The sequence below is a fragment of the Micromonospora sp. IBHARD004 genome (assembly GCF_052814115.1).
This window is the reverse complement of sequence record NZ_CP199934.1, coordinates 1676918-1689650: the sequence shown is the minus strand read 5'-3', so window position 1 is coordinate 1689650 and position 12733 is coordinate 1676918. Positions and strand designations below refer to the sequence as shown.

The 12733-nt window shown below is 75.1% G+C and carries 12 protein-coding genes; 5 read left to right on the top strand and 7 right to left on the bottom strand.

The window, feature by feature from the left end; translation table 11 throughout:
* Window positions 1-43 precede the first annotated feature (43 nt).
* The 7 genes from ACTWO6_RS08390 to rimP all read right to left on the bottom strand — a co-directional run bounded on the left by ACTWO6_RS08390 (window position 44) and on the right by rimP (window position 7315).
* Complete coding sequence (locus ACTWO6_RS08390) at window positions 44-1081, bottom strand: DHH family phosphoesterase (protein WP_446219087.1); 1038 nt, start codon at window positions 1079-1081, stop codon at window positions 44-46.
* A complete protein-coding gene (gene rbfA / locus ACTWO6_RS08385) occupies window positions 1078-1569 on the bottom strand; it encodes a 30S ribosome-binding factor RbfA (RefSeq protein WP_089010602.1) in 492 nt (163 codons plus the stop codon). The genes ACTWO6_RS08390 and rbfA overlap by 4 nt, the downstream gene beginning before the upstream one ends.
* 177 nt (window positions 1570-1746) lie before the next feature.
* Window positions 1747-2040 carry a DUF503 domain-containing protein gene (locus ACTWO6_RS08380; protein ID WP_446219086.1) on the bottom strand — a complete coding sequence of 98 codons (294 nt, stop codon included), beginning with the start codon at window positions 2038-2040 and terminating at the stop codon, window positions 1747-1749.
* An 88-nt stretch (window positions 2041-2128) separates the two neighbouring features.
* Entirely contained in the window at window positions 2129-5131 is a 3003-nt protein-coding gene (gene infB / locus ACTWO6_RS08375; RefSeq protein ID WP_446219085.1) for a translation initiation factor IF-2, read from the bottom strand.
* A gap of 93 nt (window positions 5132-5224) precedes the next feature.
* Window positions 5225-5557 carry a YlxR family protein gene (locus ACTWO6_RS08370; protein WP_446219084.1) on the bottom strand — a complete coding sequence of 111 codons (333 nt, stop codon included), beginning with the start codon at window positions 5555-5557 and terminating at the stop codon, window positions 5225-5227.
* Between the two features lie 16 nt (window positions 5558-5573).
* On the bottom strand, window positions 5574-6617 hold the full coding sequence (gene nusA, locus ACTWO6_RS08365) for a transcription termination factor NusA (RefSeq protein ID WP_446219083.1): 1044 nt from the start codon (window positions 6615-6617) through the stop codon (window positions 5574-5576).
* Window positions 6614-7315 (bottom strand): ribosome maturation factor RimP, encoded by a 702-nt coding sequence (rimP, locus tag ACTWO6_RS08360; RefSeq protein WP_446219082.1) that lies wholly within the window; start codon window positions 7313-7315, stop codon window positions 6614-6616. Before rimP ends, nusA begins: the two co-directional genes overlap by 4 nt.
* A 234-nt stretch (window positions 7316-7549) precedes the next feature.
* Between rimP and ACTWO6_RS08355 the strand changes: the two genes are divergently transcribed.
* From ACTWO6_RS08355 to ACTWO6_RS08335, 5 genes are all read left to right on the top strand, one after another.
* A complete protein-coding gene (locus ACTWO6_RS08355; RefSeq protein ID WP_446219081.1) occupies window positions 7550-8005 on the top strand; it encodes a hypothetical protein in 456 nt (151 codons plus the stop codon).
* Window positions 8002-8451 (top strand): ferritin-like domain-containing protein, encoded by a 450-nt coding sequence (locus ACTWO6_RS08350; RefSeq protein WP_446219079.1) that lies wholly within the window; start codon window positions 8002-8004, stop codon window positions 8449-8451. The genes ACTWO6_RS08355 and ACTWO6_RS08350 overlap by 4 nt, the downstream gene beginning before the upstream one ends.
* A 70-nt stretch (window positions 8452-8521) precedes the next feature.
* Complete coding sequence (locus tag ACTWO6_RS08345; protein ID WP_446219078.1) at window positions 8522-9106, top strand: PadR family transcriptional regulator; 585 nt, start codon at window positions 8522-8524, stop codon at window positions 9104-9106.
* A 175-nt stretch (window positions 9107-9281) separates the two neighbouring features.
* The gene (locus tag ACTWO6_RS08340) at window positions 9282-10016 is read left to right on the top strand and encodes an ABC transporter ATP-binding protein (protein WP_446219077.1); all 735 of its coding nucleotides are present in this window, start codon (window positions 9282-9284) and stop codon (window positions 10014-10016) included.
* A complete protein-coding gene (locus ACTWO6_RS08335) occupies window positions 10013-12727 on the top strand; it encodes an FtsX-like permease family protein (protein ID WP_446219076.1) in 2715 nt (904 codons plus the stop codon). Before ACTWO6_RS08340 ends, ACTWO6_RS08335 begins: the two co-directional genes overlap by 4 nt.
* Window positions 12728-12733: the final 6 nt, after the last annotated feature.

Below are 12733 nucleotides of genomic sequence, written 5' to 3'. Positions count from 1 at the left end.
CGGAACGCGGGAAGACCGCCACACCCCGGAGTCGACCCTGATCTCAGCCCGCGAGCAGCGCCCCGTCGAGCTCGGCCCGGATCCGGTCGACCACCTCGTCGGCGCTGCCCCGACCGGTGAACCCGGCGGCGAACCGGTGCCCGCCGCCGCCCAGCGCCACCGCCACCCGGCTCACGTCGACCGCGCCCTTGCTCCGCAGCGACACCGCCCACTCCCCGGCCGCCACCTGCTTGACCACGCAGCTCACGTCCGCCTCGGCCGTGCAGCGCACCGAGTCGATCAGCGCCTCCAGCACGTACGGCGGCTGGTCGTGCCGGGCCAGGTCGTCCAGGGTCGCGTACGTCCAGACCAGGCCGCGCCCGCCGGCCGCGCCCGGCTCCAGGCGGGCCCGGCCGATCGCCTCGCCGAAGAGCCGGACGGCGCCGAACGGCCGGGTGTCGAAGATCCGTTGGGAGATCTCCCCCGGTCGGATGCCGGTGGCCAGCAGCCGGGCCGCCATCTCGTGCACCGCCGGGGTGGTCGCCTCGAAGCGGAACGAGCCGGTGTCCGTGCTCAGCGCGACGTAGAGACAGGCGGCGATCTCCGCGTCCAGCGGCACGCCGAGCCGGTCGAGCAGCCCCTCGGCGACCACCGAGGTCGCCGCCGCGTGCGGGTCGACCAGGTTGATTCCGCCGAAGCGGGTGTTGGAGGCGTGGTGGTCGAGCACCAGCGCAGCGCCCGCCGACCCGAGCCGGTCCACCAGGTCACCCAGCCGCGACTCGCTCGCCACGTCGAAGCAGATGACCAGTTCCGGATCCGGGTACGCGGCGTCCTGCGGCACCAGCAGGTCGAGCCCGGGCAGCCAGCGGAACGGCTCCGGCACCTCCGGAGGCCCGGGGAAAGTCGCCTGGAGCTGTCGTACGCCAAGCCGGCGCAGTCCCAGACCGAAGCCGAGCATGCTGCCCAGCGCGTCCCCGTCCGGGTTGACGTGGCAGATCAGCAGCACCCGCGCGTCGGCGGGGAGTTGGCGTACCGCGGCGACCGCGGCCGCCCACTCGCCCCCGGTGGGCGCCTCGGGGGCGCCCGCGGCGGCGTCGGTCACGGGCGGTCGCCGCCGCGCGGCTCGCCCTCGGTCCCGGCAACCCCGGTCTCGGCGGCGGCGTCCTCGACCTCGTCCTCGAGGCGGTACGGCTGGGCCTCGCCGGCGTACTTCGCGCTCGCGGCCAGTCGCTGCACCTCGGCGTCGGCGTTGCGGGCCGCGGCGAGCAGGTCGTCGATGTGCTTGACCTGGTCCTGCACGTCGTCCAGGACGAAGGTCAGGGTCGGCGAGTGCCGCAGCCCGAGGGCCTTGCCGACGGTGCTGCGCAGCATGCCCTTGGCGCTCTCCAGCGCGGCGGCGGTGCTGGACTGGGCCGCCGCGTCGCCGAGCACCGTGTAGAACACCGTGGCGTCGCGCAGGTCGGCGGTGATCCGGGCGTCGGTGATGGTGATCATCCCGAGCCGGGGGTCCTTGATCTGGCTCCGCACCACCGACGCGACCAGTTCGCGGATACGCTCCGCGTGCCGGCGTACCTTGGCCGGATCCGTCATCTCCCCCACCTCCAGGGCATCCTGCTTCCGGCCGGGAACGGCAGCGCGGGGCGCCGCCGGGCCCGACCGCCCGACATCTCGAACACTACCCGCGCGATCGTGACCGTCGTGCGGGGCTGCCGGTGGCGACGGCCACCCCGGATCCGGCCCGCGTCGGGGCCGACGGCCGTCCCGGCGTCAGTCCTCCTCGCCGTACAGCCGGCGGCGCACCGACAGCAGCTCGGCCTCGGGGCGCTCGGCCACCAGGCGCTCGCACGAGTCGAGCACCTCGCGGACGTGTGCCGCCTCGGCGGCCACCACGGCCACCCCGATCTGGGCCCGACCGTGCAGGTCGAGCGCCCCCACCTCGGCGGCCGACACCTCGAAGCGGCGCAGCGCCGCCACGATCGGCCGTACATATGATCTTTTCGCCTTGAGCGACCGGGAGTCGCCCGGCAGCAGCAGGTCGAAGACCGCGGTTCCCGTGAACATCGCCCCGGACATTACGGTCACCCCCAGACATGATCAAGGGGTTTACGCCTTTCGGCGTAAACCCCTTGATCACTGTGTCACCGTCGGATCAGGCGCGCGGCTTCTCCCGCATCTCGAAGGTCTCGATGATGTCGCCGACCTGGACGTTGTTGAAACCGGCCAGGGTCAGACCACACTCGAAGCCCTCGCGGACCTCCGTCGCGTCGTCCTTGAACCGCTTGAGCGAACTCACCGTGAGGTTGTCCGCCACGACCGCCCCGTCCCGCAGCAGCCGCGCCTTGGCGTTGCGGCGGATGACGCCGGACCGGACGATACAGCCGGAGATGTTGCCGACCTTGGACGAGCGGAAGACGTCGCGGATCTCCGCGGAGCCCAGCTCGACCTCCTCGTACTCCGGCTTGAGCAGCCCCTTGAGCGCGGCGTCGATCTCCTCGATGGCCTGGTAGATCACGGTGTAGTACCGGATCTCCACGCCCTCGCGGTCGGCGATCTCGCGAACCTTGTTGGCGGCCCGCACGTTGAAGCCGATGATCGTGACCGCCTCGGACGAGGCACTCGCGAGCATGACGTCGCTCTCGGTGATCGCACCCACGCCCCGGTGGATGATCCTGAGCTGGACCTCCTCCGGGATGTCGAGGTTGAACAGCGCGTCCTCGAGCGCCTCCACGGAACCGGAGACGTCGCCCTTGAGCACCAGGTTGAGCGAGGTCTTCTCGCCCTCCTTGAGCTGCTCCATGAGCGTCTCGAGAGTCGCCCGGCCACGGGAGTTGGCGAATGACGCCGCCCGCCGCCGCGCCTGCCGCTGCTCGGCGATCTGGCGCACCGTCCGGTCGTCCTCGGCCGCCAGGAAGGTGTCACCCGCACCCGGCACCGCGGTCAGACCGAGCACCAGGACCGGACGGGCGGGACCCGCCTCGGCGACCTGGTTGCCGTTCTCGTCGAGCATCGCCCGAACCCGGCCGTGCGCCCCACCGGCGACGATCGAGTCGCCGGCCCGCAGGGTGCCCTTCTGCACCAGCACCGTCGCCACCGCACCGCGGCCCTTGTCCAGGTGCGCCTCGATCGCCACACCCTGCGCCGGCCCGTCGATCGGAGCGGTCAGCTCCAGCGACGCGTCGGCGGTCAGCAGGACCGCCTCGAGCAGCTCGTCGATGCCGATGCCCGGCTTCGCCGCCACGTTGACGAACATGGTCTCGCCGCCGTACTCCTCGGCGACCAGCCCGTACTCGGTCAGCTGCTGGCGGACCTTGTCCGGGTTGGCCTCCGGCTTGTCGACCTTGTTGACCGCGACCACGATCGGCACGTCCGCCGCCTTGGCGTGGTTGAGCGCCTCGATGGTCTGCGGCATCACGCCGTCGTCGGCCGCCACCACCAGCACCACGATGTCCGTCACCTGGGCACCACGGGCACGCATGGCGGTGAACGCCTCGTGACCCGGGGTGTCGATGAAGGTCACCGCGCGGTCCTCGCCCTCGTGCGGGACGTGGACCTGGTACGCGCCGATGTGCTGGGTGATGCCACCCGCCTCGCCGGCCACGACGTTCGCCTTGCGGATCGCGTCGAGCAGCTTGGTCTTACCGTGGTCGACGTGACCCATGACGGTCACGACCGGCGCACGGCTGACCAGGCGCTCCTCGGCGACCACGGCGTCGAGGTCGATGTTGAACTGCGCGAGCAGCTCGCGGTCCTCGTCCTCCGGGCTGACGATCTGCACGTCGAAACCGAGGTGCTCACCCAGCAGCAGCAGGGTCTCGTCAGAGCAGGACTGGGTCGCGGTGACCATCTCGCCCAGGTTGAACATCTCCTGGACCAGCGAACCCGGGTTGGCGTTGATCTTGTCGGCGAAGTCCGACAGCGAGGCGCCACGGGAGAGCCTGACGACCTGACCCTGACCCCGGGGAGCACCCGAGCTCATGGTCGGAGCCGACAGGTTGTCGAACTCCTGTCTGCGCTGCTTCTTGGACTTGCGACCACGGGTCGGCCGACCACCCGGACGCCCGAAGGCACCCGCGGCGCCACCGCCACGACCACGACCGCCGCCACCGGGGCGACCGCCGCCACCAGCCGGGGCACCCGGACGGAAACCGCCGCCGGGAGCACCGCCGCCGGCACCGGGGCCACCGCGGTAGCCACCGCCACCGCCGCCGCCACCGGGACCGCCACGGAAGCCACCGCCGGCGCCGCCGCCACCGGGACCGCCACGGAAGCCACCGCCGGCGCCGCCGCCACCGGGACGACCTGCGCCGCCACCGGGACCGCCACGACCGCCACCGGGGCCGCCGGGGCGACCCGTGGTGGGCCGCTGGGTCGGCATGGACGCCGGGCTGGGCCGCGGCGGCATGGACGCCGGGCTGGGCCGCGGCGGCATGCCGGCCGGGCTCGGCCGGGGACCGCCGGCAGCCGGGGGCCGCTGCTGCTGGCCACCCTGGATACCGAACGGGTTGTTACCGGCGCCGCGCGCCGGCGGACGACCGCCCGGCCGGGCACCCGGGCCCGGGGTCGGGCCACCGGGACGACCGGCGGCCGGACGCGGCGGCACCGCGTTCGGACCCGGACGCGGAGCCGGACCCGGACGGGGACCGCCCTCGGCCGGAGGCTCCCGGCGGACGTTCTCCCGCTGCTGCTGGCGGGCGGCCTGCGCGGCCTTGACCGCGGCCTCCTGCTCAGCCTTGAGGGCAGAGGCGCGCGCCTCGGCGGCCGCCACCTCGATGTCGTGCGCGCTCGCCGGCTTGGCGACCGGGGTCGCCGGCTGCGGCGGGCTGGGGACCGGGCCCTTGGGCTTCGGTCCAGGGGTCGGCGCGGCCGGCCGCCGGGGCGGCATCGGCTTGGCCGAGACCCGGGGGGCACCCGGGGTCGGGGACGGCGTCGGGGTCGCCGCCGGAGCGGACGCGGCCGCCGCGGGGGCGGCCGGCGCCGAAGGGCCACCGGCGGACGCGACGAATGCGCCACGCAGCCGTCGGGCGACGGGCGCCTCGACGGTGCTGGACGCGGACTTGACGAACTCGCCCATTTCCTTCAGCTTGGCGAGAACGGTCTTGCTCTCGACCCCGAGCTCTTTTGCCAGCTCGTGTACGCGGGCCTTACCTGCCACTGCACTCCTCACTCCGAGGTCGTGCGGGCAGTACCCGCAGCGACCTCACTCGTGCACTTGAAGCCTGGTCATTTCAGGGACTTCATCGTGTGCTCATGTCGGTCGTCCTACCTTGCTAGCGACCCTCGCCCGGTCGGGCTGACCGGACGTAGTGGTTGGCGCGTCAACATGCTCCGCCAGCTCACCGTGATCGACGACCCCGGTGATGCGCAGTGCCCGCCCGAAGGCGCGGCGGCGCACCGCCTGCGCGAAGCAGGCCGGATCCGGGTGCATGTTCGCTCCCCGACCCGGCAGTCTGCGGGCCGGATCGGGCCGGAGGCTGTAACCAGCCTCGTCGCCGATCGCGACGATCCGCAGCAGTTCGCTGGCCGGCGCACGTCTCCGGCAACCCACACAGGTGCGCTCCGGTAGCGCGCGTCGTACCACTGGAGAAAGTCTACCCCTAGCTGCTCGAGATCGCGCCGCCCGGCTCCGGCACGTGATCAGCTCCGCCCCGGCCGGCCGTCTCGGTCTGCTCCGCGTCGGAGCGGATGTCGATCCGCCAACCGGTCAGTCGGGCGGCAAGCCGGGCATTCTGCCCCTCCCGGCCGATCGCCAGGGAGAGCTGGAAGTCCGGCACGGTCACCCGGGCCGTCCGGCTGGCCAGGTCGACCACCTCGACCCGCAGCGCCTTGGCCGGGGAGAGCGCGTTCCCGACGAAGGTCGCCGGGTCGTCCGACCAGTCGATGATGTCGATCTTCTCACCGTGCAGCTCGCTCATCACCGCCCGGACCCGCTGCCCCATCGGGCCGATGCAGGCGCCCTTGGGGTTCACGCCCGGGGTGGTGGAGCGCACCGCGATCTTCGTACGGTGACCCGCCTCACGGGCGATCGCGCCGATCTCGACGGTGCCGTCAGCGATCTCCGGCACCTCCAGCGCGAAGAGCTTCTTCACCAGTGCCGGGTGCGAACGGGACAACGTGATCTGCGGACCGCGCATTCCCTTCGCCACGTGCACCACGACGCAGCGGATCCGCTCGCCGTGCGTGTACCGCTCGCCGGGGACCTGCTCGGACTGGGGCAGGACGCCCTCCAGCTTGCCCAGGTCGACGCTGACGATGCCCTTCTCGGTGCGCGCCTCGTGCGCCTGCACCACGCCGGTGACCAGGTCACCGTCGCGGCCGACGTACTCGCCGAAGTGCACCTCGTCGGTGGCCTCCCGCAGCCGCTGGAGGATCACCTGCTTGGCCGTCATGGCGGCGATCCGGCCGAAGTCGTGCGGGGTGTCGTCCCACTCCCGCACCACGGTGCCGTCGTCGTCCAACTCCTGGGCGTAGACCAGGGCGGCCCCGGTCTTCCGGTCGATCTCCACCCGGGCGTGCGCCTCGGCGCCCTCGGTGTGCCGGTAGGCGGTCAGCAACGCGGTCTCGATCGCCGCGAGGATCGTGTCGAACGGGATCTCCCGCTCGCGCTCGAGTGCGCGCAGCGCCGCGAGGTCGATGTTCACCTCTCCTCGTCCTCCACATCATCTTCGTCGTTGTCGTCAGTTTCGCTGGTTTCGCCGGTTTCGTCCGCTTCGTCGAACTCGTCCGCCTCGTCGATCTCGTCGAGGCGGGTGAACTCGACCTGGACCCGACCGGGTCCGAGGTCGGCGTAGCGGTGCTCCGCGCGGCCGGCGTCCGTCTCCAGCACCACGCGCTCGTCGTCGGCCTCGACCACCCGGCCGGTGACCTGCCGGTCCCCGGCGGCCCGCTGCTCGGGCAGCGCCGTCGCGCCACGCACGGTCACCTTGACCAGCCGGCCGACGTTGCGCCGCCAGTGCCGGGGCAGGGTGAGCGGGCGGTCCACGCCCGGCGAGCTGACCTCGAGCTGGTACTCCCCCGCCACGATGTCGCCACCGGCCTCCTCCGCGGCGTCCAACGCCGCGGAGACCGCCCGGGAGATGTCCGCGACGGCGTCCAGGTTGATCCCGCCGTCGGCATCCACGATCACGCGTACGACGTGCCGTCGGCCGGCCCGGGAGACCGAGAGGTCCTCCAGGTCGTAGCCGGCGCCGTCGACCACGGGCTCGATCACCTCGCGCAGCCGCGCGCGCCGGGCGCCGAGGTCACCGCCGCGCGGTGCGCCGGCCCGGTCCCCACCACGGGGCCCGTCGGCCCGCCGGGGTCGCCCGGTCGGCCTGGTGGCACGGCCACGCTGCGTCATCTGGCGCCCCTTCTCCTGATCTGGCTCCGGGCCGGGTCGGCCCGCCATGCCGGCACGCCACCGGGGCGATCGCGCCCGGTGGCTGCGCAGAGCGTAACGCGCGCGGCGGGTGACGGACCCGGCGGCGCACCGACGCCGGTGGCCCACGGCCGGCCACGGATGGTGTTGACTTGTCTGGTGGCAACGGGCAGAACAACACAGCGCGACGGTGCACCGGGATATTCCCGGCGAAACGTGCTGCGCGCCGGGGCGCTGGTGGTGGTCGGCGGTGCGGCCGTACCACTGACCGGCTGTGATCTTTTCGACCGCGACGACGACAAGCCGTCGCCGCCCGATCCGCTCGAGCCGCTGGCGGCCGAGGCCGCCGCGCTGGCCGCCCGGCACCGGGCCGCCGCCGCCGCGGACCCGGCCCTGGCCGACCGGCTCACCCCGATCGCCGACGCCCACCAGGCCCACGCCGACGAGTTGCGCCGGGTGATCGGCCGCCCGGCGCCGTCCGGCGCGCCGACCGGCACGCCGGAGGCGTCCGGCGCCGCGGAGCCCGCCGACCCGCTGGCCGGGCTGCGCGAGGCCGAGCGGGTGGGCCGGGACAACGCGGCTAAGGCGTGCGCGGCGGCGCCGGTCGAGCGGGCCGCGCTGCTCGGCTCCATCGCCGCCGCCCGGGCGACCCACGTGGAGGCGCTGAAGTGATCCCGCGTACCGCACCCGCCGGGCCCGCCGAGGCCCTCGCCGCCGCCCTCACCGCCGAGTACGCGGCGATCTGGGCGTACGGCGTGATCGGCGTCCGCCTCGCCGACGCCGCCCGTACCGCCGCCCGCGCCGCCGAGGCGGCCCACCGGGCCCGCCGCGACGCCCTGATCCTCCAGCTCAGCTCCGGCGGCGGCCAGGTCCCCGCCGACCGGGCCGGGTACGCCCTGCCGTACCCGGTGACCGACCGGGCGAGCGCGCTCAAGCTGGCGGTCGAAATCGAGGAGCGGACCGCCGGGTTCTGGCGGGCGGCCCTGCCGCACACCACGGGGGCCGACCGGAACCGCGCCCTGGCCGCGCTGACCGACTGCGCGCTGCGCGCCACCCGGTGGCGGCGGACCGCCGGGGTGACCCCGCTCACCGTGCCCTTCCCCGGCCGCCCGGTCTGAGCGACGTCGCAGCTCAGGGCGCGGGTGTTCCGGTTGCGAGTCGCATACCAGGTATGCATACTCCGTTGCCATGTCCATCCGTCACGGGCTGCTCGCCCTGCTCGAACGCGGCCAGATGTACGGCTACCAGCTGCGCGCCGCGTTCGAGGAGTCGACCGGCTCGACCTGGCCGCTGAACATCGGGCAGGTCTACACCACCCTCTCCCGGCTGGAGCGGGACGGCCTGGTCCGTCCGCTGCCGGAGCACGAGGGCGGGCAGCGGCCGTACGAGATCACCGACGCCGGGCGGGCGGACCTGGCGCTCTGGTTCGCCACCCCGATCAGCCGCACCGACCGGCCCCGGGACGAGTTGGCGATCAAGCTGGCCCTGGCGCTGACCACCCCGGGGGTGGACGTCCGCGCGGTGGTGCAGACCCAGCGCAGCGCGACCATGCGGGCGCTGCAGGAGCTGACCCGGCTGAAGTACGCCAGCGACAAGCCGGAGGACCTGCCGTGGCGGCTGGTGCTGGACGCGATGGTCTTCCAGGCCGAGGCGGAGATCCGCTGGCTCGACCACTGCGAGACGAGCCTGGTCCGCTACCGCCCCGCGCCGTCCCGGCCGGCCACGCCCGACGCCGGGGCGGTGGACCACCCCGACCAGGCGGTCCACCGGTGAGCGCGAGGAGCGAGCCGGGCCTGCGAGCCCCGCAGTCGCGAACGAAGACCAGCACCGCGAGCGCGAGGAGCGAGCCGGGCCTGCGAGCCCCGCAGTCGCGAACGAAGACCAGCACCGCGAGCGCGAGGAGCGAGCCGGGCCTGCGAGCCCCGGGACCGCGGGCGGGGGCGGTCCGGTGAGCGACGGGGGCGACGCCGTGCTGGAGCTGCGGGACGTGCACCGGACCCACGGCGCCGGGGAGGCCGCGGTGCACGCGCTGCGCGGGGTCAGCCTCACGGTCCGCCCCGGCGAGCTGGTCGCCGTGATGGGCCCGTCCGGCTCCGGTAAGTCGACCCTGCTGTCGCTCGCCGGCGGGCTGGACCGCCCGACCGCCGGTGAGGTGCGGGTCGAGGGGGCAGCGCTCGGCGCGCTGGGCCGCCGGGAGCTGGCCGGGCTGCGGCGGCGCCGGATCGGCTACGTCTTCCAGAATCTCAACCTGCTCGGCAGCCTCACCGCGGCGGAGAACGTCGCGCTGCCGCTGGAGCTCGACGGGACGGGCGTCCGGCAGGCCCGGCGGCTGGCCCTGGCCGCCCTGGCCGAGGTGGACCTGACCGGGCTGGGCGGCCGCTTCCCGGACCAGATGTCCGGTGGCCAGCAGCAGCGGGTGGCGATCGCCCGCGCCCTGGTGGGCGAGCGCCGGCTGGTGCTCGCCGACGAGCCGACCGGGGCGCTCGACTCGCAGGCCGGGGAGGCGGTGCTGCACCTGCTGCGCCGCCGGGTGGACGCCGGCGCGGCGGGAGTGCTGGTCACGCACGAGGCGCGGCACGCCGGCTGGGCGGACCGGGTGGTCTTCCTCCGGGACGGGGTACTGGTCGACTCGACGGCACCGCTGGCCGGCGTCGAGCAGCTGCTGACCGGCAGCGGACGGTGAGTCGGGGCCGGTTCGCCGGTGCGGTCGGCTCGTGGCTGGTCGCGCTGCGCATCGCGCGGCGGGAGGCGCGGCGGGCCCGCGGTCGTACGGCGCTGGTGCTGGCGATGATCACGCTGCCCGTGCTGGCGCTCAGCTTCAGCGCGGTGAGCTGGGACATGGCGGAGCTGACCCGGGCGGAGCAGCTGGACCGGCGGCTCGGGGGCGCCGACGCGGAGCTGCGCTGGTCGGCCGAGAACGCGCTGGTCCAGGACGCCTGGGGGGAGAACTCCTGGCCGGCCGAGGGCGAGACGGTGCCGCGTACCCGCCCGGTGACCGCCGCCGAGGTCACCGCGCTGCTGCCGTCGGGCAGCCGGGTCAGCCGGGTCCGCTGGTGGGTCCCGTTCGAGGTCCGGCTCGACGGCCGGAACGTGTCGTTCGACGCGCGGAGCCTGGACCTGACCGATCCCGTCGCCCGGCCGCTGGCCAGGCTGCGCGCCGGCCGGCCGCCGACCGCGCCCACCGAGATCGCGGTCAGCCGGCCGGCCCTGCGCCGCCTGGGCGTACCGCTCGGGGGCGCGGTCCGCACCGCGGACGGCGGGGGGCCGTACCGGGTGGTCGGGGTGGTGGAGTTCCCGGACAACCTGCGCGAGGTGGTCGCGATGCGGCCGGAGGCACCGGCCGGGCCGGTCGCCCCGCCCGACGAGAGCTGGCTGGTGGACGTGCCCGGGCGGCTGGACCCGGCGCTGGTGGACCGGCTGAACGCGCGCGGGGTGACGGTGGCCGCCCGCACCGCCGTCCCCGGCCGGGACGACGCCGCCGGCGACGTCACGTCGCTGCCGGACGCGGCGGAGGCGGGCGACGCGGTGCTGGTCGGCGGCCTCGGTCTGCTGGAGGTGGTGCTGCTGGTCGGGCCGGCATTCGCGGTCGGCGTGCGGCGGCGGCGCCGGGACCTCGCGCTGGTCGCGGTGGCCGGCGGGGACCACGTGCACCTGCGCCGGGTGGTGCTGGCCGACGGGGTGGTGCTCGGCGCGGGCGGGGCGGCGCTCGGGCTGCTGCTCGGCACCGCCGCGGCGTTCGCCGGCCGGCCGCTGGTCGAGCAGTACCTCACCTCGGCCCGGTCCGGCGGGTACCGCGTCTTCCCGGCCGCGCTGGCCGCGATCGGCGCGGTCGCGGTGCTCGCCGGGCTGCTCGCGGCGCTGGCCCCGGCCTGGGCCGCCGCCCGCGAGGACGTGGTGGCCGGGTTGGCGGGGCGGCGCAGCCCACCCCGGCACCGCCGGCGTTGGCTGGTCATCGGGGTGCTGCTCACCGTCGGCGGCGCCGCCGTCGCCGCGCTCGGCGCCGCCCGGACCACCCCGACGGTGATCCTGGCCGGGCTGATCCTCGGCGAGCTGGGGCTGGTCTTCGGCACTCCGACGCTGATCGGGCTGCTCGCCGGGGCCGGCCGGCTGCTCCCGCTGGCGCCGCGGCTCGCGCTGCGCGACGCGAGCCGCAACCGCGCCTCCGCGGCGCCGGCCATCTCCGCGGTGATGGCCGCGGTGGCCGGCAGCGTCGCCCTCGGCGTCTACGTGGCCAGCGACGACGCCCGCTCCCGGGCGGACTGGCAGCCCGGCATCCCACCCGGCAACGTGCTGCTCCTGCGGTCGGACGCGGCCGGCGCCGAGCTGCCCCCGCTGGCGCACGTGACCGAGGAGGTCCGGGCCGTCCTACCCGACGGCACGGTGGCCCGGGTCGACGTGCCCGCCTGCGCCGCGCCGACGTCCCCGGACGACTACTGCAACGCGGCGGCGATGATCCCGCCGGACCGGGAGTGCCCGTACGAGCTGACCGGGTACCTGACCGCCGACGGCCGCCGGCAGGCCCTCGCCGACCCGCGCTGCGCGCGGCCGTCGCGCAGCCCGGACGGCCTCTACCTGCCGGCGTACGTGGACGACGGCTCGGCCCTGCCGGCGCTCACCGGCGCCCCGGCCGCCGAGGTGGCCGCCGCGACGCGCGTGCTGCGGGCCGGCGGGGTGGTGGTGACCGACCCGCGGCAGGTGGTCGACGGGTGGGTGACCGTCACCGCCAGCCGGACCGCCGACGGTCAGGACCCGCCGTCCATCGCCACCGTCACCCTGCCCGGGTACGCGCTGCGCGGCGGCCTGCCCGTCGACCGGCTCTTCCTCTCCGCCACCGCGGCGGCCCGCGTCGGCCTGGTGGGCCAGCAGCTCGGCTACGCGGTCGACACCACCGGGCCGCCGACGGTGGCTCAGCAGCAACGACTCGCCGCCGACCTGCCGCGGCTCGGCCCGCTGCAGGTGCAGGTGGAGCAGGACCAGCCGCACTCGGACCGGCGGCCGCTGCTGCTCCTGCTGGCGATCGGCTCCGGCGTGATCACCCTGGGCGCCGCCGGAGCGGCCACCGGGCTCGCCGCCGCCGAGGGCCGCCGGGATCTGTCCACCCTGGCCGCGGTGGGGGCCAGCCCCCGGGTACGCCGGGTGCTCTCGCTCTGCCAGGCCGGCGTGATCGCGGTGCTCGGCTCGGCGTTGGGCATCGTCGCCGGTCTCGGCTCCGCGCTGATCATCCTCGCCTCGGTGAACCGCCGGTACGCCACGGCCTGGCCGGTCGAGACGCCGTACCCGGTGGTGGTGCCCTGGCTGACCCTCGGCGTGCTGGTGGTGGTCCCGCTGCTCGCGATGCTCGGGGCGGGGCTGATGACCCGGTCCCGGCTGCCCGTGGAGCGCCCGCTGGAGTGACGGGCT